Annotated in this window: 22 protein-coding genes and 1 tRNA gene; 12 read left to right on the top strand and 11 right to left on the bottom strand. The window is 68.0% G+C overall.

Annotation, left to right across the window (positions count from 1 at the left end):
* Nucleotides 1–37: 37 nt before the first annotated feature.
* Together ABTV10_RS13515 and ABTV10_RS13510 are read right to left on the bottom strand one after the other, a co-directional pair.
* Nucleotides 38–1,234 (bottom strand): lipid-transfer protein, encoded by a 1,197-nt coding sequence (locus ABTV10_RS13515; RefSeq protein ID WP_499027653.1) that lies wholly within the window; start codon nt 1,232–1,234, stop codon nt 38–40.
* Nucleotides 1,231–1,680 carry a Zn-ribbon domain-containing OB-fold protein gene (locus ABTV10_RS13510; protein ID WP_499027652.1) on the bottom strand — a complete coding sequence of 150 codons (450 nt, stop codon included), beginning with the start codon at nt 1,678–1,680 and terminating at the stop codon, nt 1,231–1,233. The genes ABTV10_RS13515 and ABTV10_RS13510 overlap by 4 nt, the downstream gene beginning before the upstream one ends.
* Nucleotides 1,681–2,076: 396 nt before the next feature.
* On the opposite strand from ABTV10_RS13510, the gene ABTV10_RS13505 reads away from it, so the two are divergent.
* On the top strand, nt 2,077–2,919 hold the full coding sequence (locus ABTV10_RS13505; protein ID WP_499027650.1) for an alpha/beta fold hydrolase: 843 nt from the start codon (nt 2,077–2,079) through the stop codon (nt 2,917–2,919).
* A gap of 15 nt (nt 2,920–2,934) precedes the next feature.
* Here the strand turns inward: ABTV10_RS13505 and ABTV10_RS13500 are convergent, their stop codons facing one another.
* Nucleotides 2,935–3,150, bottom strand: a complete 216-nt coding sequence (locus ABTV10_RS13500) for an SRPBCC family protein (RefSeq protein WP_499027648.1) — start codon at nt 3,148–3,150, stop codon at nt 2,935–2,937.
* A gap of 172 nt (nt 3,151–3,322) precedes the next feature.
* A tRNA-Leu gene (locus tag ABTV10_RS13495) sits at nt 3,323–3,399 on the bottom strand.
* Nucleotides 3,400–3,504: 105 nt separating this feature from the next.
* On the opposite strand from ABTV10_RS13495, the gene ABTV10_RS13490 reads away from it, so the two are divergent.
* The gene (locus ABTV10_RS13490) at nt 3,505–4,125 is read left to right on the top strand and encodes an ANTAR domain-containing response regulator (RefSeq protein ID WP_499027645.1); all 621 of its coding nucleotides are present in this window, start codon (nt 3,505–3,507) and stop codon (nt 4,123–4,125) included.
* Between the two features lie 81 nt (nt 4,126–4,206).
* On the top strand, nt 4,207–6,945 hold the full coding sequence (gene polA / locus ABTV10_RS13485; RefSeq protein ID WP_499027643.1) for a DNA polymerase I: 2,739 nt from the start codon (nt 4,207–4,209) through the stop codon (nt 6,943–6,945).
* 61 nt (nt 6,946–7,006) lie between these two features.
* On the opposite strand, the gene trxA is transcribed toward polA, so the two are convergent.
* Together trxA and ABTV10_RS13475 are read right to left on the bottom strand one after the other, a co-directional pair.
* The gene (gene trxA / locus ABTV10_RS13480; RefSeq protein ID WP_499027641.1) at nt 7,007–7,378 is read right to left on the bottom strand and encodes a thioredoxin; all 372 of its coding nucleotides are present in this window, start codon (nt 7,376–7,378) and stop codon (nt 7,007–7,009) included.
* Between the two features lie 112 nt (nt 7,379–7,490).
* Nucleotides 7,491–8,018, bottom strand: a complete 528-nt coding sequence (locus ABTV10_RS13475; RefSeq protein WP_499027638.1) for a 2'-5' RNA ligase family protein — start codon at nt 8,016–8,018, stop codon at nt 7,491–7,493.
* Nucleotides 8,019–8,038: 20 nt separating this feature from the next.
* Between ABTV10_RS13475 and ABTV10_RS13470 the strand changes: the two genes are divergently transcribed.
* The 4 genes from ABTV10_RS13470 to ABTV10_RS13455 all read left to right on the top strand — a co-directional run bounded on the left by ABTV10_RS13470 (nt 8,039) and on the right by ABTV10_RS13455 (nt 11,872).
* A complete protein-coding gene (locus tag ABTV10_RS13470) occupies nt 8,039–9,136 on the top strand; it encodes an isocitrate/isopropylmalate dehydrogenase family protein (protein WP_499027635.1) in 1,098 nt (365 codons plus the stop codon).
* A gap of 80 nt (nt 9,137–9,216) precedes the next feature.
* Nucleotides 9,217–10,143 carry an ABC transporter substrate-binding protein gene (locus ABTV10_RS13465; RefSeq protein WP_499027633.1) on the top strand — a complete coding sequence of 309 codons (927 nt, stop codon included), beginning with the start codon at nt 9,217–9,219 and terminating at the stop codon, nt 10,141–10,143.
* Nucleotides 10,144–10,166: 23 nt separating this feature from the next.
* A complete protein-coding gene (locus tag ABTV10_RS13460; RefSeq protein WP_433604440.1) occupies nt 10,167–11,111 on the top strand; it encodes an amino acid ABC transporter permease in 945 nt (314 codons plus the stop codon).
* Nucleotides 11,108–11,872, top strand: a complete 765-nt coding sequence (locus tag ABTV10_RS13455; protein ID WP_499027631.1) for an amino acid ABC transporter ATP-binding protein — start codon at nt 11,108–11,110, stop codon at nt 11,870–11,872. Before ABTV10_RS13460 ends, ABTV10_RS13455 begins: the two co-directional genes overlap by 4 nt.
* 18 nt (nt 11,873–11,890) lie before the next feature.
* Here ABTV10_RS13455 and ABTV10_RS13450 read toward each other — a convergent pair whose 3' ends face one another.
* Nucleotides 11,891–12,739, bottom strand: coding sequence for a class I SAM-dependent methyltransferase (locus ABTV10_RS13450; RefSeq protein ID WP_499027629.1), 849 nt, complete (start codon nt 12,737–12,739; stop codon nt 11,891–11,893).
* A 337-nt stretch (nt 12,740–13,076) separates the two neighbouring features.
* On the opposite strand from ABTV10_RS13450, the gene rpsA reads away from it, so the two are divergent.
* A complete protein-coding gene (rpsA, locus tag ABTV10_RS13445; RefSeq protein ID WP_280759387.1) occupies nt 13,077–14,549 on the top strand; it encodes a 30S ribosomal protein S1 in 1,473 nt (490 codons plus the stop codon).
* Between the two features lie 178 nt (nt 14,550–14,727).
* Here rpsA and ABTV10_RS13440 read toward each other — a convergent pair whose 3' ends face one another.
* Entirely contained in the window at nt 14,728–14,940 is a 213-nt protein-coding gene (locus ABTV10_RS13440) for a hypothetical protein (protein WP_433604434.1), read from the bottom strand.
* Nucleotides 14,941–15,067: 127 nt separating this feature from the next.
* Here ABTV10_RS13440 and coaE point away from each other — a divergent pair, with 127 nt between their 5' ends.
* Nucleotides 15,068–16,285, top strand: coding sequence for a dephospho-CoA kinase (gene coaE / locus ABTV10_RS13435; RefSeq protein WP_499027626.1), 1,218 nt, complete (start codon nt 15,068–15,070; stop codon nt 16,283–16,285).
* A 16-nt stretch (nt 16,286–16,301) separates the two neighbouring features.
* On the opposite strand, the gene ABTV10_RS13430 is transcribed toward coaE, so the two are convergent.
* Nucleotides 16,302–16,886: a ribonuclease FAU-1 family protein gene (locus ABTV10_RS13430; protein WP_499027624.1), complete on the bottom strand. Its 585-nt coding sequence runs from the start codon at nt 16,884–16,886 to the stop codon at nt 16,302–16,304.
* Between the two features lie 103 nt (nt 16,887–16,989).
* Here ABTV10_RS13430 and uvrB point away from each other — a divergent pair, with 103 nt between their 5' ends.
* From uvrB to ABTV10_RS13415, 3 genes are all read left to right on the top strand, one after another.
* Entirely contained in the window at nt 16,990–19,146 is a 2,157-nt protein-coding gene (gene uvrB / locus ABTV10_RS13425) for an excinuclease ABC subunit UvrB (protein WP_499027623.1), read from the top strand.
* A 21-nt stretch (nt 19,147–19,167) separates the two neighbouring features.
* A complete protein-coding gene (locus ABTV10_RS13420; protein WP_499027621.1) occupies nt 19,168–20,037 on the top strand; it encodes an SCO6745 family protein in 870 nt (289 codons plus the stop codon).
* A gap of 222 nt (nt 20,038–20,259) precedes the next feature.
* Nucleotides 20,260–20,712 (top strand): universal stress protein, encoded by a 453-nt coding sequence (locus ABTV10_RS13415; protein ID WP_499027619.1) that lies wholly within the window; start codon nt 20,260–20,262, stop codon nt 20,710–20,712.
* Between the two features lie 9 nt (nt 20,713–20,721).
* On the opposite strand, the gene ABTV10_RS13410 is transcribed toward ABTV10_RS13415, so the two are convergent.
* Both ABTV10_RS13410 and ABTV10_RS13405 read right to left on the bottom strand, forming a co-directional pair.
* Nucleotides 20,722–21,144 (bottom strand): hypothetical protein, encoded by a 423-nt coding sequence (locus tag ABTV10_RS13410; protein WP_499027617.1) that lies wholly within the window; start codon nt 21,142–21,144, stop codon nt 20,722–20,724.
* 110 nt (nt 21,145–21,254) lie between these two features.
* Entirely contained in the window at nt 21,255–23,546 is a 2,292-nt protein-coding gene (locus ABTV10_RS13405) for a HelD family protein (protein WP_499027615.1), read from the bottom strand.
* Nucleotides 23,547–23,573 lie beyond the last annotated feature (27 nt).

Below are 23,573 nucleotides of genomic sequence, written 5' to 3'. Positions count from 1 at the left end.
GGGGAGCGTTTCGGTGACGCGAATCGTGCGGCTCGGCCTAGACCGAGACGATCACCGACGAGCCGTGACCGAACAGGCCCTGGTTGGCGGTGATGCCGACGCGGGCACCCTCGACCTGACGGCCCTCGGCCTGACCGCGTAGCTGCCACGTGAGCTCGCAGACCTGCGCGAGCGCCTGGGCCGGAACGGCCTCGCCGAAGCAGGCCAGACCACCCGACGGGTTGACCGGGATGCGGCCACCGATCGTGGTGTCACCGGCGCGCAGCAGGTGCTCGGCTTCGCCGCGCTTGCACAGGCCCAGGTCCTCGATCCAGTCGAGTTCGACGGACGTGGCGAGGTCGTAGACCTCGGCGACGTCGACGTCCTCGGGCGAGATGCCGGCCTCCTCGTAGGCGGCGTCTCCGATCGACTCCTTGAACGTGCGCTCCGGCGCGGGGACCGCCGACGCCGACTCGGTGGAGAAGTTCGGCATGTCCATGATCGTCTGCGGGAACGTCGGGGTCACCGTCGAAATCGCCTTGATCCGAACGGGATCCACGATGCCCTTCTTCCGGGCGTACTCCATGGAGGTCAGGATGATGGCGGCGCCACCGTCCGACGTGGCGCAGATGTCAAGCAGGTGCAGCGGATCCGCGACCATCGGCGACGCCAGCACGTCCGCGGCCGCCACCTCCTTGCGGTAGCGCGCGTACGGATTGTTCAGGCCGTGCTTGGAGTTCTTGACCTTGACTGCCGCGAAGTCCTCGACCGTGGCCCCGTAGAGGTCGATGCGGCGGCGGGCGTTGAGGGCGAAGTAGCCGGGATTCGTCATGCCCATCAGGCGGAAACGCAGCCAGTCCGGGTCGTCCCAGCGCTCACCGGCGTTGGGGGCGAGGAAGCCCTTCGGGGTGGTGTCGGCGCCGACGACGAGCGCGACGTCGGACAGGCCGGCGAGGATGCGGGCGCGGGCGGTGTCGAGCGCCTGCGCGCCGGTGGCGCACGCGGCGTAGGACGTCGCGACGCGGGCGCCGTTCCAACCGAGGGCCTGCGCGAACGTGGCGCCGGCGACGTAGCCGCCGTAGCCGTTGCGGACCGTCTCGCCGCCGACGATCAGGTCGACGTCCTTCCAGTCCACGCCGGAGTCGGCGAGGGCGGCGCGAGCCGCGGCGACGCCGTACTTGACGAACGAGTGGCCCCACTTGCCCCACGCGTGCATACCGACGCCGAGAACGGCCACATCGTTGTTGGTGCTCATGCCTGTGCCCCGTTCTCTGCTGCGACCGGCTTCCAGCGCCAGATACTGCGGTCTCCGGTCTCGTCGGTGTAGAGGGTCTCGACGACCAGCTCGACCGGATTGCCCACCTTCAGGTCCGCGACGCCGAAGCCGTCGGCGACCTGGCCGAGCACGACGAGGCCCTCGGGCAGCTCGACCGCGGCCAGTGCGAACGGCACGTACGGATCCGTCGTGGCGATGTAGGGCGCCGGCGGCTTGTACTGCGCGTCGGTGTACGACCACACCGTGCCGCGGCGCGACAGCTCGACGTCGTCGAACTCCTCGCCGGAGCAGGCCGGGTTCTTGCAGAAGGTGGTCTCCCGCGGGAACGAGATCGTGCCGCAGGACCGGCACTTGGTGCCGATCAGGGCCGGCTCCGGCCCGGTGGTGAACCAGCCTTCGACGGCCGGTGTGGCGGTGTCGCTCATGCAAACCTCATCTGCTTGTCGAGCCTGATCGGCCGGTCGTCAGAGGTGACCGGCAGTGGAACGGGTTGCAGTATGGCATGAGTTAACTGATTCCCGATGTGCGATCCCATCCACCGGACGGCCCGCCGGTCGGGGCGCGTCGCGGCAGGTCCCGCCCGCCGTATCCGTCCGCCCAGTGGGACTCGTCGGAGGGACGGGTGGACGCCCTCGAATCCGAACAAACGACCATATGCGACATAGGTGGCGCCGATCGGCCCTGCAACGCGTTGTACTGCGGCGACACACGCCGAGATCGAACCGTGGAAGTCCGTCACTGTCGGGCGATCGACCGTTAGGGTGGGTGCGACTCGTCGGAGGTGCGTAGTGCCCAGAGTGACTGTCAGGCCGGAGGATCGGGTGATCAGTCTGCGAGACGGTCGGACGATGGGATTCGCCGACTACGGACCCGCGGACGGATTCGTCGTGGTCAATGCCCACGGCGAAATGTCGTGTCGCCTCGACGTCCGGGCAGCGGCTCCGATCGCCCGGGCCGCCGGCGTCCGTCTGATCTCGCCGGATCGACCGGGGATCGGGCTCTCGGATCCCAGTCCGGGCCGCACGGTGCTCGACTGGGCCGCCGACGTCGAACAATTGCTCGATCGCCTCGGTGTCGAGCGGGCCGGTGTGTTGGGGTGGTCGATGGGCGGTCAGTACGCAGCCGGCCTGGGCTATGCGATGGCCCCGAGGATCAGTCGCGTCGCCATCGTCACGGGGGCGCTGCCCTTGGCCGAGGACGGCGCGATCGCCCGGTTGGGTGCGATGGACCGCTGGTGCACGCAGATCTCGAGGCGATGTCCGAGCCTGGCCACCGGGTGGTTCCGGGGCATGTCGCTGCTCTCCCGCTCGATGCCGAGGCAGTTCACGCGCGTGGTGGCGCGCGCGGTCGGATCGACCGACGCCGAGGTGTTGGAGAACGTCCTCGACGAGTTGGTCGAGATGACCGGTGAGGGACTACGCATCCCGTCGGGTGTGGTGGAGGACTACCGGGCGTGGTCGCGGCCCTGGGGCTTCGCACCGGAAGATCTCGAGGTCCCGGTCGACGTGTGGTGGGGCGCCCCGGACCGACTTGTCCCCAAGGAGTGGGTGTCGGAGCTTGCCAGCCGAATCCCCAAGTCCACCTTGAACATCGGCATGGGTGGACACTTCTTCGCCCAACTGCACTACCGCGAGATCCTGGACTCGCTCGCCGCACCGGCGTGACGACGCCCCCGAGGGCTATCGCGCTGCTTCCGCCCGCGCCGCGATGTCGGCGAGATCCTGCTTCATCACCTTCGCGGTCATGCGCATGGCCAGGCGGCCGAACACCGCCAGCTCGACGCGCGATACCCCGCTGAGTGTCTCCGCGGCACGGTCGATGTCCGTCAGAACGGCCCACACCGCGGCCGGTGGAGCGTCGATGACATGGTTCAGGCGGACGTCGTTGCTCGGCACGGACGAGCTCCACTCTCCAGGGCAGTTCGGGCCAGAATAGGTGCGGGGACCGACATCGGCGCGACTCGCGCTCGGACCCTGGAGGGTTCGATATCCGGACCGACGTTCGGGTCGGGAATCCGGGTGTGCGACATGGTTGGGATCGATCGACCGGCCGTTCGCCGGTCCGTTGTGGTGCCCTCGGTGAGACTCGAACTCACACTGCACGGGTTTTGAATCCGTTTCCTCTGCCAATTGGGATACGAGGGCGTGCGGGTTCCCACTCTAGAAGATCACGGCCCACAGTCAAACCACCGGTACCCTCGAAGCGTTCGCGCCCTGATCGGCGGGCGCCGACCGGAGGAGAATGTCACCATGAACGCTACCGCTGCGCAGGGCACGGAACGACAGTCGCGGCGCGTGGTGGTGGCGGAAGACGAGGCGTTGATCAGGCTCGACCTCGTCGAGATGCTCCGCGAAGAGGGCTACGACGTCGTCGGTGAGGCCGGGGACGGGCAGCGTGCGGTCGAGTTGGCGGAGGAGCTGCGCCCGGATCTGGTGATCATGGATGTCAAAATGCCGCGTCGCGACGGGATCGATGCGGCGTCGGAGATCGCCGCGAAAAGGATTGCGCCCGTGGTCATCCTGACCGCGTTCAGCCAGCGCGAGCTCGTCGAGCGTGCGCGCGACGCCGGCGCGATGGCGTACCTCGTGAAGCCGTTCTCCAAGGCGGATCTGGTGCCGGCGGTGGAACTGGCGGCGAGCCGGTTCACCGAGATCGCGCTGCTCGAGCGGGAGGTCTCGACCCTGTCCGATCGGCTCGAGACCCGCAAGGTCATCGAGCGGGCCAAGGGCATGCTCATGCAGTCGCAGGGGCTGAGCGAGCCGGAGGCGTTCAAGTGGATCCAGCGCGCCGCGATGGATCGTCGGACGACGATGAAGGTGGTCGCCGAGGTGGTCCTCGACACGCTCGGGGGCGCCGGCGCGGGCGAGTGAGCCGGTCCGGCGCATACGCGACACCCGACGCGCGGGGAGGAAGGACGTGCCTGTCGGCGCGGCTCCCTAGACTGGTCAACCGTGAGCGCCACAACCACCTCCTCGTCCACTGCTTCCGCAACCGCTGACGCGTCCGGGTCCGATCGGCCGACGCTGCTGCTCCTCGACGGACACTCCCTCGCCTACCGCGCGTTCTTCGCGCTGCCGGCGGAGAACTTCAAGACGCACAGTGGGCAGGCCACCAACGCGGTGTACGGGTTCACCTCGATGCTCATCAACCTGCTGCGCGACGAGCAGCCGACGCACGTCGCCGCGGCGTTCGACGTCTCTCGGCAGACGTTCCGGGCCGAGGCGTTCCCCGAGTACAAGGCGAACCGCAGCAAGACCCCGGACGAGTTCAAGGGGCAGGTCGAGATCACCAAGGACGTGCTCGGCGCGATGGGCATCCCGGTGATGGCCATCGAGGGCTACGAGGCCGACGACATCATCGCCACGCTCACCACGCAGGCCACCGCGCTCGGATACCGCGTGCTCGTCGTGACCGGCGACCGGGACTCGCTGCAGTTGGTCACCGACGACGTCACCGTGCTCTACCCGCGCAAGGGCGTCTCCGACCTCACCCGGTTCACGCCCGACGCGGTGGAGGAGAAGTACGGACTCACGCCGCAGCAGTACCCGGACTACGCGGCGCTGCGCGGAGACCCGAGCGACAACCTCCCCGGCATCCCCGGCGTCGGCGAGAAGACTGCCGCCAAGTGGATCCGCGAGTACGGCTCGCTCGACAATCTCGTCAACGACGTCGACAAGGTGCGCGGCAAGGTGGGCGACTCCCTGCGCGCGAATCTCAACAGCGTCGTGCTCAACCGTCAGCTCACCGAGATGGTGCGCGACGTCTCGCTGCCCTACACCCCGGACCAGTTGGCGCTGGCGCCGTGGGACCGCGAACGCATCCACGCGCTGTTCGACGACCTCGAGTTCAAGGTGCTGCGGGACCGACTGTTCGCGACGCTGAGCTCCGCCGAGCCGGAGGCCGAGGAGGGCTTCGAGGTGCGTGGCCGCGCACTGGCGCCGGGCGAGGTCGCGGCGTGGCTCGCCGAGCACGCGTCGACGGGGGAGCGGCACGGGCTGTCCGTTGTCGGCGCCGGCACGCCGTACGGTGGCGACGTCACGGCCGTCGCAATCGCCGCCTCCGACGGGGAGGGCGCCTATATCGCGTCCACCACCGCCACACCCGAGGACGAGGCCGCGCTGGTGGCGTGGCTCGCCGACCCGCAGCAGCCGAAGGCGCTCCACGAGGCCAAGCGCGCGATGCACGCGCTGTGGGGACGCGGGTGGACTCTCGCGGGACTGACCAGCGACACCGCCCTCGCGGCGTACCTCGTGCGTCCCGGGCAGCGCAGCTTCAACCTCGACGACCTGTCCCTGCGCTACCTCAAGCGCGAGCTGCGTGTGGAAGAGTCGGGGCAACAACAGCTTTCGCTGCTGGACGACGAAGAAGCAGCGGATGCCGAGGCGGCCGAGGGTGAGATCCTGCGCGCGCGTGCTGTCGTCGACCTCGCCGCCGCACTCGACACCGAGCTGGCCGACATCGAGGCGACCGGGCTGCTGGCCGACATGGAGCTGCCGCTGCTCGCGGTGCTCGCCGAACTCGAGGCCACGGGCATCGCCGTCGACGGCGGGCACCTGCACGATCTGCAGTCGACGTTCGCCGCGCGGGTCGCCGAGGCCGCGGACGCCGCCTACGAGGTGATCGGCAAGCAGATCAACCTGGGCTCGCCGAAGCAACTGCAGGTGGTGCTCTTCGACGAGCTCGACATGCCCAAGACCAAGAAGACGAAGACCGGTTACACCACCGACGCCGACGCGCTCCAGTCGCTGTTCGAGAAGACCGAACACCCGTTCCTGGAGCACCTGCTGGCGCACCGCGACGCCACACGACTGAAGGTCACCGTCGACGGCCTGCTCAAGACCGTCGCCGAGGACGGCCGGATCCACACCACGTTCAACCAGACGGTGGCCGCCACGGGTCGTCTGTCGTCGACAGAGCCGAACCTGCAGAACATCCCGGTCCGCACCGACGCCGGCCGGCAGATCCGTGACGGCTTCGTCGTCGGCGAGGGCTTCGAGACCCTCCTCACCGCGGACTACAGCCAGATCGAGATGCGCATCATGGCGCACCTCTCGCGAGACGAGGGACTGATCGAGGCCTTCAACACCGGCGAGGACCTGCACAGCTTCGTAGGCTCGCGGGCGTTCGGTGTGCCCATCGAAGAGGTCACCCCGGAGCTCCGGCGCCGGGTGAAGGCGATGTCGTACGGCCTGGCCTACGGGCTGAGCGCGTTCGGGCTCGCCGCGCAGCTCAAGATCTCCACCGAGGAAGCCCGACAGCAGATGGAGGCGTACTTCGCTCGCTTCGGTGGCGTCCGGGACTACCTCCACGAGGTTGTCGAGCAGGCCCGCAAGGTCGGATACACCGAGACGCTGTTCGGGCGGCGCCGGTACCTGCCCGACCTCAACAGCGACAACCGGCAGCGCCGCGAGGTCGCCGAGCGGGCTGCACTCAACGCGCCCATCCAGGGCACGGCCGCCGACATCATCAAGGTCGCGATGATCGACGTGCAGCGGGCGCTGCAGGAAGCCGGGATGAGGTCGCGGATGCTGTTGCAGGTCCACGACGAACTGGTGCTCGAGGTCGCCGCCGGCGAATGCGACGCGGTGGAGACGCTGGTGCGGGACAAGATGTCGTCCGCGATCGAGCTGTCGGTGCCGCTGGAGGTGTCGGTTGGCACCGGACGCAGCTGGGACGCCGCCGCGCACTGATTCGTGTTCGTGCGCGGTACGGCGTCCCAGCGGATGCTGCGGTGGGGCAGTCGGGCGCTGCTCAGTTGCCGGACGGTGACTGAGCGGCGATCTCCTTGCGGACCTCGTCCATGTCGAGTGCCTTCACCTGCGTGATCAGATCCTCGAGCGCGGCGGGCGGCAGCGCGCCGGCCTGGTTGAACACGAGGATGCCGTCACGGAAGGCCATGATGGTCGGGATCGAGCGGATCCCGGCGCCGGTAGCGAACTCCTGCTCGGCCTCGGTATCCATCTTGCCGTGGACGACGTCGGCGTGCTTCTCCGACGAGGCCTCGAAGGTGGGGGCGAACGAGCGGCACGGGCCGCACCACGACGCCCAGAAGTCGACGAGGACGATGTCGTTGTCCTCGATGGTCTGCTTGAAGTTCTGCTGGGTCAGGGTCTGGGTAGCCACGAAGGCTCCTTTCCGGGGAGTAGATCGGATGTCTGGTCCGTTGGCCAGTGCAACACTCCCGCCCGGAGAATTCTTCCGCATGCCCGGTTTCGGGCGGACGGGTCGGCTCGCGTCACGGTCGGCGGGTGATCCGCCACTCCCGTTTGGCGTCGGAATCCCAGCGTCGGACGCCGTCGGAGGCACCGACGACGTCACGATTCCCGGCGCGGGTGACGACGACGGCGGTGCCGAGGTCGGCGGCCTGGATCCGCCGGGACAGCGTCACGTGTGGCGTCCACTCGCCGGGCACGATGTGCGGCGGAACACCTTCGCAGTCCATCAGTAGCTCGTAGACGATGCGCTGCAGCGTGAGGAGTTCGGTGGTCGGGACGACCAGTCGGGCGAGGGTGAGGCGGCGGCCTCCGAACACGACCACCCCGCCCAGGCGCAGAGGTAGGGGCGCCGACGGCAGCTCCCGCACGAGCGCGGCGTCGACGTCCGGCGGTATCCGGCTCGCCACCCCGAGTGTCACGTGCGGCCGGTTCGACTCGGCGGTGATCCGGTCCTGGCTTGGTAGGCGCGCGGCGGAGAGGCGGCGCCACTCGGCTCGCACGGTCGCGTCGACGTCACTGTCGAGAAGCAACTCCACGGACTGGACCATCGTGAGTAAATAATGGTCCGATGGGGAGCCCTAGTACAGAAGACTCGCGCAAACCACGCATCGGTTTGTTGCAGGGCGACGGCATCGGTCGGGAGATCGTGCCCGCCACCCGAGACGTCGTCGACGCAGCGATGGCCGCGGTCGGGCTGCCGGAGATCGACTGGGTTCCGCTGCCGATCGGATTCGACGCGATCCCCACCTACGGCACCCCGACACCGGAGCACACGCTCGTCGAACTCGCCGAACTCGATTCGTGGATCCTCGGGCCCCACGACAGCGCGTCCTACCCCGAGCCGTTCCAGATGCAGCTGACCCCGGGAGGCACGATCCGCAAGAGGTTCGACCTCTACGCGAACATCCGGCCCGCCCGCACCCTGCCCGGGGTGCGCGCGGTGTCGCCGCGGATGGACCTGGTGATCGTCCGCGAGAACACCGAGGGCTTCTACGCCGACCGGAACATGTTCGCCGGCAGCGGTGAGTTCATGCCCACCCCGGATGTCGCGATGGCCGTCGGCGTCGTCACCCGGCAGGCCTGTGAACGCATCGCCCACACCGCCTTCGAACTGGCCCGCCGTCGGCGCAGGCGGGTCACGGTGGTGCACAAGGCGAACGTCCTCTCCACCACGACGGGGCTGTTCCGGGATGTCTGCCGGGAAGTCGGGCAGCACTATCCGGACGTCGTGGTCGACGACGAGCACGTCGACGCGATGGCCGCGTACCTCGTGCGCCGAGGCGAGGAGTACGACGTCATCGTCACCGAGAACATGTTCGGCGACATCCTGTCCGACCTTGCGGGCGAGCTGTCCGGGTCCCTCGGCACCGCGGCGTCCATCAACGCCTCCGGGACCAAGGCGATGGCGCAGGCTGCGCACGGGGCGGCCCCCGACATCTCCGGCCACAACCGCGCCAATCCGACCGCGCTCATCCTGTCGGCGGCCATGCTCCTCGAGTGGCTCGGCTCCACTCGGCACGAGGCGGGCCTGGCCACCGCGGCCGCGCGGATTCGCAGTGCCGTCGAGCGGACGGTCGAGGCGGGTGTCGCCACCGCGGATCTCGGCGGCCTGGCGTCGACGAGTGAGTTCACGGAATCGGTGATCGCGCGGGTGTTCCGGCGGTGAACACCGCCCGCTGTCGAACAGGCGACCGGCGAACCAGTAAGGTTTCCGGGTCCATTGAGCGGAGACAGGAGGAACAAGCGATGCACGGACGAACGTCCGGCGCCACTCGTGGCGTCCGCGCGCGGTTCGTTCGGGCGCTCATCGCAGTGTCGACTGCTGTCGTCGCATTCGGCGTCGCGGGGTGCGTAACCAACAACGAGGGCCTGGTTCCCGAGATCACGGGTGTCGAGGTCGAGCGCGTAGCCGCTGTTGCCGACCAGCTCCCGCAGCAGATCGCGCAGTCCGGGCGCCTGGTCGTGGGTGTCAATACTCCCTATGCGCCCAACGAATTCAAGGACGAGGACGGCGAGATCGTCGGGTTCGATGTCGACCTGATGAAGGCAGTCGGCGAGGTACTGGGCCTGTCCATCGACCTCAAGCAGGCCGACTTCGACAAGATCATCCCGGCCGTCCAGGCCGGGACGTTCAACGTCGGTATGTCGTCGTTCACCGACACCCTCGAACGGGAACAGTCGGTCGACTTCGTCACCTACTACAGTGCCGGTGTCCAGTGGGCCCAGCGTTCGGACGGCCCCATCGATCCGAACAACGCATGTGGGCTGCGCGTGGGTGTCCAGACCACGACCATCGAGGACATCGAGGAGGTCCCGGCGAAGAGCGAGGCGTGCGTCGCCGCCGGAAAGCCCCCAATCGAGAAGATCAAGTACGACAGCCAGGACGACGTCGCAAATGCGCTGATCCTGGGCCGGATCGACGCGCTGTCGGCCGACTCTCCCGTCACCGCATACGCGATCAAGCGCAGCGGTGGTCGAATTGTGTCCGCCGGCCCGGTATTCGACTCCGCGCCCTACGGGTGGGTCGTCCCGAAGGGATCACCGCTCGCCCCGGTGCTCCAGCAGGCGATGCAGTACCTCATCGACGGCGGCCAGTACCGGCGGATCGCTGAAGGATGGGGTGTCGAGGCGGGCGTGATCGACACGTCGGTCATCAACGGCGCGACGAGTTGAGTGTAGGAGAGAGACCAAACGTCATGTCAGCCAACGAAAGCCGATCGCCCGGCGTCGCGACGGAGTCCGAGCCGGCTCCTATCGAAGCCGTTCCTCTGCGACATCCGGGTAGGTGGATCGCCGCCGTGGTCGTGCTGGTGCTGTTCGGGTTGTTCGTCTACGGGGCCGCCACGAACGAAGCCTTCAGCTGGGACGTCTACGCCCAATACCTCTTCGACAAGCGGATCACCGCGGCGGCGTGGAAGACGATCCAACTGACCGTGCTCGCGATGACGATCGCCATCGTTCTCGGTGTGATCCTCGCGGTCATGCGGCTGTCGCCGAATCCCGTGCTGCGGAGTGCCGCGTGGGTGTACCTGTGGGTGTTCCGCGGGACCCCGGTGTATGTGCAGTTGGTGCTCTGGGGACTGTTCCCGTCGATCTACAAGACGATCGACCTCGGCATCCCGTTCGTTTACCAGTTCGCGCACATCGATATCCAGGCGCTCAGCGCAGCCTTCCTCTTCGCGGTCATCGGTCTGGCACTCAACGAGGCCGCCTACATGGCCGAGATCGTCCGGGCCGGAGTCAATTCGGTGAGCGAGGGCCAGACCGAGGCCTCGACCGCGCTCGGCATGTCGTGGTCGCAGACCATGCGGCGCACCGTGCTGCCGCAGGCCATGCGCGTGATCATCCCGCCCACCGGCAACGAACTGATCAGCATGCTCAAGACCACGTCGCTGGTCGCCGCGGTGCCGTACACCGGAGAACTGTACGGTCGGGCCCGGGACATCTCGGGCGCGAACTTCTTCCCGATCCCACTGCTGCTCGTCGCCGCCACGTGGTACCTCGCGATCACCAGCATCCTGATGGTCGGGCAGTACTACCTCGAGCGGCACTACTCGAAGGGCCTGTCGCGGACCCTCACCGCCGGGCAGTTGCAGACCCTCGCGAACGCACAGCGACGCGACGAAGGAGGTGCGGCATGACGCCACCGATGGTCCTCGCCGATCGTGTCTGCAAGAACTACGGCGCACTGCAGGTGCTGCGGGGGATCTCCCTCGAGATCGAACGCGGACAGGTGCTGTGCCTCGTCGGACCGTCGGGCTCGGGCAAGTCGACGTTCCTGCGATGCATCAACCACCTCGAGCAGGTCAATGCCGGCCGACTGTACGTCGACGGTGAGCTGGTCGGCTATGCAGAGCGCGGTGGGAAGCTGTACGAACTGAGCCCGCGTGCGGCGGCGAGGCAGCGGCGCGACATCGGAATGGTGTTCCAGCACTTCAACCTGTTCCCGCACCGCACCGCGCTCGAGAACATCATCGAGGCGCCCATGCAGGTGAAGAAGGTGTCGCGGGCCAAGGCGACCGAACGCGCCCGGGACCTGCTCGACCAGGTCGGGCTCTCCGAGAAGGCGGACGCATACCCGGCGCAGCTGTCGGGCGGACAGCAGCAGCGGGTGGCCATTGCCCGGGCGCTCGCGATGGATCCCAAGCTCATGCTGTTCGACGAGCCGACCTCCGCGCTCGATCCTGAACTGGTCGGCGAGGTCCTCGGCGTGATGAAACAACTCGCGCGAGAAGGCATGACGATGGTCGTGGTCACGCACGAGATGGGCTTCGCACGTGAGGTCGCCGACCAGTTGGTCTTCATGGACGGCGGTGTCGTCGTGGAGGCCGGCGAGCCGCGCGAACTGCTCTCCAACCCGCAGCAGGATCGGACGAAGGCCTTCCTGTCGAATCTGCTCTGAGTCGTCGGGCGAGGGGGCTCAGGCGGGCTTACGGGTGACGAAGATCGCCGTACCCGGAAAAAGCTGGCCGCGCAGCGGGCTCCACTGGCCCCACTCCCGGTCGAGCCACTCGGGCCACTCCGGCTCGACGATGTCGCGCACCTCGAGCCCTGCGGCGACGGCCTCGCGGACGCGGTCACCGATCGTCCGGTGATGCTCGACGTACGTCGGGACGCCGTCGGCGTCGACCTCGACGTACGGCGTCCGGTCGAAGTAGGGGAGCGTGGCGGTCAGTCCGCCCGGGCCCGGGTCGTCCGGGAAGATCCACCGGATCGGATGGTTGACGGCGAACACCCACAGCCCGCCCGGCCGCAGCACCCGTGCCACCTCCCGCATCACCAGGGCCGAATCCGCCACGAACGGAACCGCACCGAAAGCCGAACATGCGAGGTCGAAGCTCGCGTCGGCGAACGGCAGCGCTTCCGCGCCGGCCTGGACGAGAGGGACCGTCACTCCGCCGCGTTCCATCGCCTCGAGCCCGCGCCCGAGCATGCCCATGGAGATGTCGAGTCCGACGACGTCGGCGCCCTGGCCGGCGAGCCAGCGCGCGCACGGGGCCGAACCACAGCCCACCTCGAGAATGCGTTTGCCGGCGATGTCGCCGAGCAGCTGGACATCGCCCTCGTGCAGCCCCTCCGGGCACCACACGAACTCGCCGTCGGTCGAATCGACACCGAGGAACTCGCCGTGCGTGCGGTGGTAGTCGTCGGCGTCGGCATCCCACCACGCGCGGCTGGCGCGCTCGCTCGCCTCGGTTCCGATCCGGGTGCGGGTCACCCCGCTGGTACCGAGGACGGAAATGGCGGCGGCGTGACGATCGTCGGACATGGGTGCCAGCGTAGAGTCCGCGAGCGCGGGCGGAACCGGGAGATCCCCCGGGGGATCCGCCGCGCGATCCCTCGGCGGTCGAACCGCCAGGTGAACCGACCGGCCGTCGGCAGGGTTTGCCCAGCTAGCCGAAGGTCGCGTACCCTGTTGCTCGCGAGTGTCTTCGGTGCAGTTCCTCGCCGGTCGGAGTTTCGATCGACAGGGTGGTGCTGGAGCCTCGAGGTGGTCTGGAAGACCGGGCGATTCCGGCGTCGAGTCGGAATCTAACGCATTCCGGTCTGCCTGTCCGACAGAACACCATCAACCGACTAACAACCCGTCCGGAGCAACTCAACACATGCCCTCCAACACCGTGACCTCGCCGCAGGTAGCCGTCAACGACATCGGCTCCGCCGAGGACTTCCTCGCCGCCATCGACGCCACGATCAAGTACTTCAACGATGGCGACATCGTCGAAGGCACGATCGTCAAGGTCGATCGTGACGAGGTCCTTCTCGACATCGGTTACAAGACCGAAGGCGTCATCCCTTCCCGTGAGCTCTCCATCAAGCACGACGTCGACCCCAACGAGGTCGTCTCCGTGGGCGATGAGGTCGAAGCCCTGGTCCTCACCAAGGAGGACAAGGAAGGCCGTCTGATCCTGTCGAAGAAGCGCGCTCAGTACGAGCGTGCCTGGGGCACCATCGAGGAGCTCAAGGAGAAGGACGAGGCCGTCAAGGGCACCGTCATCGAGGTCGTCAAGGGTGGCCTCATCCTCGACATCGGCCTGCGTGGCTTCCTTCCCGCTTCGCTCGTCGAGATGCGTCGTGTCCGCGACCTCCAGCCGTACGTCGGCAAGGAGATCGAGGCCAAGATCATCGAGCTCGACAAGAACCGCAACAACGTGGTCCTGTCGCGTCGTGCATGGCTCGAGCAGACCCAGTCCGAGGTCCGCAGCGAGTTCCTGCACCAGCTGCAGAAGGGCCAGGTCCGCAAGGGCGTCGTGTCCTCGATCGTCAACTTCGGTGCGTTCGTCGATCTCGGCGGCGTCGACGGTCTGGTTCACGTCTCCGAGCTGTCCTGGAAGCACATCGACCACCCGTCCGAGGTCGTCGAGGTCGGCAACGAGGTCACCGTCGAGGTTCTCGACGTCGACCTGGACCGCGAGCGTGTCTCCCTGTCGCTGAAGGCGACGCAGGAGGACCCGTGGCGTCAGTTCGCCCGCACCCACGCGATCGGTCAGATCGTTCCGGGCAAGGTCACCAAGCTGGTTCCGTTCGGCGCGTTCGTTCGCGTCGAGGAGGGCATCGAGGGCCTGGTGCACATCTCCGAGCTGGCCGAGCGCCACGTGGAGGTTCCGGACCAGGTTGTGGGCGTCGGCGACGATGCGCTCGTCAAGGTCATCGACATCGACCTGGAGCGTCGCCGCATCTCGCTGTCGCTGAAGCAGGCGAACGAGGACTACAACGCCGAGTTCGATCCGTCCAAGTACGGCATGGCCGACTCGTACGACGAGCAGGGCAACTACATCTTCCCCGAGGGCTTCGATCCCGAGACCAACGAATGGCTCGAGGGCTTCGACAAGCAGCGTGAGGAGTGGGAGTCCCGCTACGCCGAGGCTGAGCGTCGCCACAAGATGCACACCGCTCAGATGGAGAAGATGGCTGCCGACGAGGCTGCTGAGGCTGCGGCCGGCGCTTCGGGCACCAACTACTCCTCTGAGTCGGGCTCGGACGAGGGCGCGGCTGCGTCCTCCGAGTCCGCCGGTGGCTCGCTGGCGAGCGATGCACAGCTCGCTGCACTGCGCGAGAAGCTGTCGGGCAACGCCTGATGACAGCAGCCTGAGCACGACTCAGGCCTGATCGACCGGAAGACCCCGGCTCTGGCAGTCCAGAGCCGGGGTCTTCCGTTATCTGTTCCCGCCTCTCCGCTTCGCCAGGGGCGCAGGGAACAGACGACAGTGGCCCGATCCCAGCTGGGATCGGGCCACTGTGAGCGTCGTGTGCGGGTCAGTTCGCCGCGGCGGGCACCCATCGGGTGGGCATGGTTGCCGTTCGCTTCCGGATCGCCGTGAAGCTGTGGCGGGCGGGCGTCAGCACGCTGGTGAACCAATTTCGTCGGTGCTCCGCGAGCGCGGTTGCAACCTCCGGGATGAGGATCGCGTGAATGCCGTTCTCCATGCCGAGACGGTGCCGACCGGGACGGGCGGGATTGCTGCGCATGAGCGACTCCTACTCGTAACGAATCGGCTGGTCGGACGGTCGAAACAAGGGTATCGGACCAGGTGGTCCAACGCATCATATTGGTCCCTTGATGATCTTCGGCGTGTTTGGTGCGACACTGGTCGGCGTGTTGAGAGTGGGCCTCACCGGAGGCATCGGAGCCGGCAAATCGACCGTGTCGAACGTTTTCGCGGAGTTGGGCGCCGTCATCGTGGACGCGGACCTCATCGCGCGGGAGGTCGTCGAGCCGGGAACCCCGGGTCTCGCGGCGCTGGTGGAGGCGTTCGGCGACGCCATTCTGCATCCCGACGGTTCGCTGAACCGGCCCGCCTTGGCCGCGACGGCCTTCGGCAGCGACGAGTCGCGGCTGCTGTTGAACTCGATCCTGCATCCGCGTATCGGTCAGCGCACCGCGGAACTCGTCGACGGCGCGCCCTCCGACGGGATCGTCGTGCAGGACATCCCGCTTCTCGTCGAGGGCCGGATGGGGCCGGTGTTCAACCTCGTGGTCGTCGTGTACGTGGACGAGGAAGAGCGTGTGCGCCGCCTCGTCGAGTTGCGTGGCATGCCGGAGGCGGACGCCCGCGCACGGATCGCGGCCCAGGCGACCGACGACCAACGGCGGGCCGCAGCGGACGTGTGGCTCGACAACAGCGGTGCCCCGGAACTGATCGACGCGCAGGTTCGTGCGCTGTACACGGACCGGTTGGTGCCGTTCGAGCGGAACCTGCGCACGCGCACGGTGGTCTCGGTGCCGCCGATCGTGCGGCCGGCCGACCCGGCGTGGGCGGCGCAGGGCGAGCGTCTCGTCGAGCGCCTGCGCCTGGTGTGCGGAGATCGGGCGGTGCGGGTCGATCACGTCGGGTCCACCGCCGTGCCGGGCCTCGACGCACGCGACCTGATCGACGTGCAGATCACGGTCCCCGATCTCGCGGCGGCGGACGCTCTGGCCGAACCGCTCGCGGCGGCCGGGTTCCCGCCGATCGTCGACGCCACCCTCGACGAGCCGAAGCCGGCGTACGGCGTCGGCGGCGAGGCAGACCCGGCGTTGTGGGACAAGCGCACTCACGGCGGCGCCGATCCCGGAAGGCCCGTGCAGATCAGCCTGCGTGTCGACGGTTGGCCGGGCCAGCGTTTCGCGCTGTTGCTTCGTGACTGGCTGCGCGCGGACTCGGCGGCCCGGGCCGAGTTCCTCGAGGTCAAACAGGTGGCTACCGCGAAGTCTGCAGCCAACGCCCACGAAGCGGACGCCACGGCCACCTACGCCGCAGCGCTCGCCCCGTGGTTCGATCTGGGCTACCAGCGGGCCTGGGAGTGGGCCGAACGGAGCGGCTGGTCGGCGTAGGGCCGACCGGGCGGCGTCAGCGCCACGTGACGGGCATTCCCTTCGACGCCAGCCACGCGTCCATGTCGTGGCCGTGAGCGGCGATCCCGTCCACGGCCGACACCGCACGTTGGATCGCGCGATCGGCGGTGCGCGGCGAGATGTAGCCGTGCGCCGTGGCCGAGATCAGTTCGTCGACGTCGAGCAGCTCGGTCTCGCGTCCGGTCCGCACCACGAGATCGAGATAGTGGTCCTCGGACTTCCACACGTCCGGGCTCCGCGTGAAGTCGCCGATATCGATGTAGTGGTCCTGGTCACGCTTGTGGAACGGGTGGAAGTGGAAGATCGACGCACGGATGCCGAGGTCCGGGATCAACCAGGACTCGAGGTAGTGGAACGAGGGGTGATCGGCCGTGCGGGCCATGTACAGCCCCCACGGTTCCAGCCGGTAGTGGTCGACTGGACGCACGTAGCCCTTCGGATCGGTGTTGGTGCGCTCGGTGATGTTGAAGTACTCGACCTTCGGTCGGTGCGCCGGAACCAGGTCGATCGTCGGCACGTAGATCGACGCGGGGGGATCGGTCGGCGTGGCTGCGGCGGTAACTGGTTCGACGTTCTCCATACAGCAAGAAAGTACCGGTAATCGCGAAGTCGGGCACCAGCGATCGAAGGGGTCCCACGCAACGTAATCAGAACTTGTCGGAAGCGGCGCATACCCTGGTCTCATGGCGTTCGCATCCGAGCACCCCGTGGTGGCACATTCCGAGTTCCGGCCGGTCAGCGAGATCGAGCGGTCCGACGCCCGCTTCCAGGTCGTCAGCGAATACGAGCCGGCCGGTGACCAGCCGGAGGCCATCGACGACCTCGAACGGCGACTGCGGGCGGGGGAGAAGGACGTCGTCCTGCTCGGTGCAACCGGTACCGGTAAGTCGGCGACCACGGCGTGGCTCATCGAACGCGTGCAGCGTCCGACGCTGGTGATGGCACCGAACAAGACTCTGGCCGCGCAGCTCGCCAACGAACTGCGGGAGATGTTGCCGAACAACGCCGTCGAATACTTCGTCTCGTACTACGACTACTACCAGCCCGAGGCGTACATCGCGCAGACAGACACCTACATCGAGAAGGACTCGTCGATCAACGACGACGTCGAGCGCTTGCGGCACTCGGCCACATCGAGCCTGCTGTCCCGGCGCGACGTCGTGGTGGTCGCGTCAGTGTCGTGCATCTACGGTCTCGGCACGCCGCAGTCGTATTTGGACCGGTCCATCGAGCTCGAGGTCGGCGTCGAGGTCGACCGGGACGCGCTGCTGCGCCTGCTCGTCGACGTGCAGTACAACCGCAACGACATGGCGTTCACCCGCGGCTCGTTCCGGGTGCGGGGCGACACGGTCGAGATCATCCCGTCCTACGAGGAACTGGCGGTGCGGATCGAGTTCTTCGGCGACGAGGTGGAGGCGCTCTACTACCTGCATCCACTCACCGGTGACGTGGTGCGGCAGGTCGACACCGTGCGCATCTTCCCGGCCACGCACTACGTAGCGGGTCCGGAGCGGATGGAACGCGCCGTGAAGGACATCGAGGCCGAGCTCGAGGAACGGCTGGCCGACCTCGAGAACCGCGGAAAACTGCTCGAGGCGCAGCGGCTGCGGATGCGGACCCAGTACGACCTGGAGATGATCAAGCAGGTCGGCTTCTGTTCGGGTATCGAGAACTACTCGCGTCACATCGACGGCCGCCCCGCGGGTTCGGCGCCGGCCACGCTCATCGACTACTTCCCGGAGGACTTCCTCCTCGTGATCGACGAGTCGCACGTGACGGTCCCGCAGATCGGCGCCATGTACGAGGGCGACATGTCTCGCAAGCGCAATCTCGTCGAGTTCGGGTTCCGCCTCCCTTCGGCCACGGACAACCGCCCGCTCACGTGGGAGGAGTTCGCGGGCCGGATCGGTCAGACGGTGTATCTGTCGGCCACCCCCGGACCGTACGAGCTGGGGCAGGCGGGCGGCGAGTTCGTGGAACAGGTGATCCGCCCCACCGGGCTGGTCGACCCCGAGGTCGTCGTCAAGCCGACCAAGGGCCAGATCGACGATCTGGTGCACGAGATCCGCGAGCGCACGGAACGCGACGAGCGCGTCCTGGTCACGACGCTCACCAAGAAGATGGCCGAGGACCTGACGGACTACCTTCTCGAGCTCGGTATCCGGGTGCGGTACCTGCACTCGGACATCGACACGCTCCGGCGCGTGGAGCTGCTGCGGCAGCTGCGGTTGGGAGAGTACGACGTGCTCGTCGGCATCAACCTGCTGCGTGAGGGCCTCGACCTGCCCGAGGTGTCGCTGGTCGCGATCCTCGACGCCGACAAGGAAGGCTTCCTGCGCAGCACCACCAGTCTGATCCAGACCATCGGCCGCGCGGCCCGCAACGTGTCCGGTCAGGTGCACATGTACGCCGACAAGATCACCGACTCGATGCAACGAGCCATCGAGGAGACCGAGCGTCGGCGTGAGAAGCAGATCGCGTACAACCTCGAGAAGGGCGTCGATCCGCAGCCGCTGCGGAAGAAGATCGCCGACATCCTCGACCAGGTGTACGAGGAGGCCGACGACACCGAGGTCGAGGTGGGCGGATCCGGTCGCAACGCGAGCCGCGGTCGCCGTGCTCAGGGCGAGGCCGGGCGTGCGGTCAGCGCCGGTGTGTACGAGGGTCGCGACGTGAAGTCGATGCCGCGCGCCGAACTGGCCGACCTGGTCAAGGAGCTGACGGACCAGATGATGAACGCGGCGCGCGACCTGCAGTTCGAGCTCGCCGGGCGGCTGCGCGACGAGATCGCGGACCTGAAGAAGGAACTGCGCGGGATGGACGCGGCGGGACTGAAGTAGCGCCCGCTAACGTCTTGGGTCATGGACGCTCATCTCGCCGGTCGTACCGCACGCTCTCTCGAACTGCTCCACTCGCTCTGCTACTTCGCGCCCGAGGTGGAGGCCGAATTGGTCGGGGTCGGCCTGGAACCGGGCAGGATGACGTACTTCGCGGGACGCGCGGCGCCGATGGGTGCGGTCGGCGCGGGTGTGGTCGCCGCGACCTTCTACAACTTCGATCCGGAGTTGATCGGCGACGCCATTCCGCGCGCGTGGAAGCTCGCCGATCCTGAAGAGATCATCCGGGCACGGTACCGCGGCGTCGACGCCGCGTATCGCGCGCTGTTCGGTGACGCCGTCGCGTCGGCCGACATGTCGGAGGCGGCGCAGCTGGCGGCGATCGCGGCGCAGGGGATTCCCGGTGTCGACGGTCGACCGCTGTATGCGGGCTACGCCGCCCTCGACTGGCCGGAGGAACCGCACCTCGTGCTGTGGCACGCCCTGACCCTGTTGCGGGAGTACCGCGGCGACGGGCATGTCGCGGCGTTGCAGACCGCCGGGCTCAGCGGCCTCGAGGCGCTCATCACCCACACGGCGGCCGGGATCGGATTCCAGAAGAAGTTCGCGCAGAGCCGGCGGGGATGGTCCCAGGCGGCATGGGACGCGGCCGTCTCCGGACTGCGTGACCGTGAACTCCTCGACGGCCGCGGTGAATTGACGTCCGACGGGGGCGAATTGCGTGACGTCGTAGAGGATCTCACCGACGAACTGGCGGCCGCGCCGTGGACCGAGCTGGGCGAGGACGGGGCAGCGCGCCTCGCGGAACTCACCGAGCCGTGGCGGACGTCGGTACGCGAGTCGGGACTGTTCCCGGCAGCGCTGTTCGGCCCGCGGTACGGCGAATCGCGCTGACGACTCTGCTCCACCCCGTCGCCGTGGTGAAATGGTGCGGCAGGGGTGGAGCCATCCACCGCGACACTGGGTGGAGCCATCCACCGGGGGATGAAGCATGTTGTGCCGCAATTCCACCAGGCTGTGCGCCGATGAGGCTAATGTCAGCGCAGCAGTTGGGGATCTCGGTCGACCAGGGCACCACGGCCACCGTCCTCGATCAACGCACACATGGAGGAATGAATGAGCGCCTACCGGACCGTCGTCGTCGGAACCGATGGATCGGACTCGTCGTATCGCGCGGTGGACAAGGCCGCTGCACTGGCCGGCGACGCCGAGGCCAAGCTCGTGATCGCGTGCGCGTACTACCCGGCTGATCCCAAGGACACCGAAGCGGCGCAGGACACCCTCGGTGAAGACGCGTACCAGGTCACCGGATCGGCGCCCACTTTCGAGATCCTGCGGACGGCGCGCGAGCGGGCCACCGCGGCCGGCGCCAAGAACATCGTCGAACGCGCGGTCGTCGGTGCCCCCGTCGACTCGCTCCTCGCCCTCGTCGACGAGGTCGAGGCCGACCTGCTGGTGGTCGGCAACCGGGGCCTCAACACGCTGACGGGGCGTCTACTCGGATCGGTGCCGTCGGACGCGGCGCGCAAGTCCACGTCGGACGTGCTGATCGTGCACACGGTCCGCTGAGTTCGACGCTCAGCAGAAGTCCGTGCGGGCCCGGTCGAGCAGCAGTTGCGTGGCCGTGTCGGGGGTGAGGGTGCCGCCCGACAGGCTCGCACCGTAGGCGCCGAGGGACCGCAGATTGTCGAGGATCGTCGAGTCGGGTGTGCCGGTGGCCGATTGCCGGCACACCCCGTCGGCCACTGCGAACAGCGTCGAGTGCGGTACCGCGTCGGGAAACCCGCCGTCCGCCAGGGCGTCCGCGTAGCGCGTGACGCGGGCGTCGGCGACCGTTGCCGCGGACACGGTTTCGGGCGCGACCGGTGCGGCCGCATGTGGCGCATCGTCGGTGGCGGTTGCCGACGTGCATCCGGCCATCACGATCGAGGTGACCACGCCGACCACACCGGCCGTCGCCGAGCGCAGGGCACGGCGGGAAACGGTCGGTCTCGTCGGCATGGTGATCTCGTCCCGTCCTGGTGCACGATGGTGTGGTGTGAGGCCCGATCGGAGCGAGGGCCCCTGGCACGGTACCGCTTCGGCTGTTTCCACGGGTGTCGGTTCGCCGATCAGCTTCCGGACGGCACGACGGACGCGTCGAGCGATCGAAGTGCGGTGGGCAGGGGCCGGGCATGCACGATCCCGAGACGCTGGGTGGCACGGGTCAGCGCGACGTACAAGTCGTTGATCCCGCGCGGCGACTCGTCGAGCATGTCCTGCGGTTCGACGATGATCACCGAGTCGAACTCGAGTCCCTTGGCATCCTTGACGGTGAGCACGCTCACCGATTCCGAGCGCAGGTCGGCGAGGCGCTCGACGTGGTCGTGGCCCGCGAGGACCGCCGTCAGCCCCGGCCCGGTCTCGTCCGCGACGCGGCGCCGCACCTCGTCGAGGATCTCCGACTCGTCCACGGGCTGGGCCCACGGCGCGAAGCCCGATTCCCGCACCGACCGGGGCACGGTCTGCTCCGGGTCGATTTCCTCGAGCACCCGATGCGCGAGCTCCATGATCTCGGCCGGTGTCCGGTAGTTCACGGTCAGCTCCGTCAGCTTCCAACGCTGCGCCACATACGGCCCCAGCACGTCCTGCCACGACGAGCTGCCGGCCGGATCGCCGGTCTGGGCGGTGTCGCCGACCAGCGTCATCCACCGATTCGGGATGCGCCGCATGAGCATTCGCCACGCCATCTCCGACAATTCCTGTGCCTCGTCGACGATGACGTGTCCGTAGGTCCACGTGCGGTCGGCCGCCGCCCGTTCGGCGGTGGTGCCGTGGCGGGCCATCTCGTGGCGCTCCGCGAGTTGGCTGGCGTCGATCAGGTCGTACGCCATGAGGATCTCGGGGTCGAGGTCGTCCTCGAGATCCTGCGGCGCCGAACCGGTGAGGATGTCGAGCGCGCCCTGGGCGTCGGCGATTTGAGATCGCCAGCGGCGCTGCGCGCGTTCGCGTTCCGCGGCGTCGTCGACGCCGAGTAGCTCGGCCAGTTCGTCGAGCAGCGGCGCGTCGGACGCACTGAAGCCGACCCCCGACGTGCGCAGGAGCGTCGCGCGCCCGTCGTCGCCGAGGTCGGGGGCGGCCGATGCGAGCCGTTCGGGGGAGCGCAGCAGATCGGTCAGCACCTGCTGCGGCGTCAGGTCGGGCCACAACCCGTCGAGGGCCGCCATGATCGACGGGTCCTCACGCATCTCGTCACGCATGTCAGCGATGTCGTCACGGCTGAGCAGGTTGCCGCCGTCGACGATGTTCGCGCCGATGGTCGCCGCCAGCTGATCGGCGAGGGCCTCGATCGCCGCGGACACGAAGATCGGCCGCGCCAGGTTGTGCGGCCGCCTCGACGAGCGGGCCCGGCCGCGGGCGCGGGTGACGACCTTGCGGTCGAGGGTGATCGGGTAGGTGTCGAATCGCAGCTCGATCGGCTGCTTCGGTACCTCCTGGCGGTCCCGCACGGCCTTCTTCAGGACGTCGATCATCGCGAGCGATCCCTTCAGCTCGCCCGCCGCCAACGAGTCCTCGCGGCTCGCCCGGACTCCGGGGTAGAGGTCGCCGATGGTCGACAGCAGCACGCCGGTCTCGCCGAGCGACGGCAGGACCTGGCTGATGTAGTCGAGGAACGTCGCGTTGGGTCCGATGATGAGGACGCCGGACTTCTCCAACTGCTGGCGGTAGGTGTAGAGCAGGTACGCGGCGCGGTGCAGCGCGACCGCGGTCTTGCCGGTGCCCGGACCGCCCTGCACCACGAGCACGCTCTTGTGGTTGGAGCGGATGATCGTGTCCTGCTCGCCCTGGATCGTCTCGACGATGTCGTGCATCTGCCCGGTGCGGGCGGCGTTCAGCGCGGCGAGCAGCGCACTCTCCCCGGCCACGCCTCCGGCGCCGCTGCTGCTGCCGTTCGCCTCGGCGGCGGTCAGGTCCAGGTACTCGTCGTTGACGGCGGTCACCGTGCGGCTGCGCGTGCGGATGTGCCGGCGCCGGGTCACGCCGTCGGGTGCGGCCGGCGTCGCCAGATAGAACGGACGAGCGAGCGGCGCGCGCCAATCGAGCAGCAATGTCTCGTAGTCGTTCGACTCGTCCAGGATGCCGATGCGGCCGATGTAGCGCGACTCGTTCGTGTCGTCGTCGACGTCGATGCGGCCGAAGCACAGGCCGTTCTCGGCGGCGTCGTACCGTGCGAGGTCCTCGGTGTACATCTGCGTGAACGACTCGCGTTCGCTGCGCGCCTGCGGCGTCCCGCCCGTCTGGAGGAGCACTTGGCTCAGGCGATTCTGCGCGTAGGCGCGTAGTTCGTCGAGGCGCTCGTACAGCGTCGACACATAACCCTGCTCGTGGTCGAGATCGGGGTGCACACGGGCCTCGTCGGGCAAGAGGTCTCCTAGGTTGGAACGGCGGAA

The organism is Paraburkholderia sp. RHO2, from assembly GCF_050955445.1.
GTDB lineage: Bacteria > Actinomycetota > Actinomycetes > Mycobacteriales > Mycobacteriaceae > Prescottella > Prescottella agglutinans_A.
The sequence above is the reverse complement of the archived record's forward strand: the minus strand, read 5'-3'. Positions and strand labels throughout refer to the sequence as shown.

Excerpts from the sequence above, each read along its gene's own strand:
- ABTV10_RS13515 (WP_499027653.1), bottom strand. The coding sequence starts at position 1,234 with ATGAGCACCAACAACGATGTGGCCGTTCTCGGCGTCGGTATGCACGCG.
- ABTV10_RS13510 (WP_499027652.1), bottom strand. The coding sequence starts at position 1,680 with ATGAGCGACACCGCCACACCGGCCGTCGAAGGCTGGTTCACCACCGGG.
- ABTV10_RS13490 (WP_499027645.1), top strand. The coding sequence starts at position 3,505 with ATGAACGCTACCGCTGCGCAGGGCACGGAACGACAGTCGCGGCGCGTG.
- ABTV10_RS13475 (WP_499027638.1), bottom strand. The coding sequence starts at position 8,018 with ATGGTCCAGTCCGTGGAGTTGCTTCTCGACAGTGACGTCGACGCGACC.
- ABTV10_RS13470 (WP_499027635.1), top strand. The coding sequence starts at position 8,039 with ATGGGGAGCCCTAGTACAGAAGACTCGCGCAAACCACGCATCGGTTTG.
- ABTV10_RS13465 (WP_499027633.1), top strand. The coding sequence starts at position 9,217 with ATGCACGGACGAACGTCCGGCGCCACTCGTGGCGTCCGCGCGCGGTTC.
- ABTV10_RS13460 (WP_433604440.1), top strand. The coding sequence starts at position 10,167 with ATGTCAGCCAACGAAAGCCGATCGCCCGGCGTCGCGACGGAGTCCGAG.
- ABTV10_RS13455 (WP_499027631.1), top strand. The coding sequence starts at position 11,108 with ATGACGCCACCGATGGTCCTCGCCGATCGTGTCTGCAAGAACTACGGC.
- ABTV10_RS13450 (WP_499027629.1), bottom strand. The coding sequence starts at position 12,739 with ATGTCCGACGATCGTCACGCCGCCGCCATTTCCGTCCTCGGTACCAGC.
- rpsA (WP_280759387.1), top strand. The coding sequence starts at position 13,077 with ATGCCCTCCAACACCGTGACCTCGCCGCAGGTAGCCGTCAACGACATC.
- ABTV10_RS13440 (WP_433604434.1), bottom strand. The coding sequence starts at position 14,940 with ATGCGCAGCAATCCCGCCCGTCCCGGTCGGCACCGTCTCGGCATGGAG.
- ABTV10_RS13430 (WP_499027624.1), bottom strand. The coding sequence starts at position 16,886 with ATGGAGAACGTCGAACCAGTTACCGCCGCAGCCACGCCGACCGATCCC.
- uvrB (WP_499027623.1), top strand. The coding sequence starts at position 16,990 with ATGGCGTTCGCATCCGAGCACCCCGTGGTGGCACATTCCGAGTTCCGG.
- ABTV10_RS13420 (WP_499027621.1), top strand. The coding sequence starts at position 19,168 with ATGGACGCTCATCTCGCCGGTCGTACCGCACGCTCTCTCGAACTGCTC.
- ABTV10_RS13415 (WP_499027619.1), top strand. The coding sequence starts at position 20,260 with ATGAGCGCCTACCGGACCGTCGTCGTCGGAACCGATGGATCGGACTCG.
- ABTV10_RS13410 (WP_499027617.1), bottom strand. The coding sequence starts at position 21,144 with ATGCCGACGAGACCGACCGTTTCCCGCCGTGCCCTGCGCTCGGCGACG.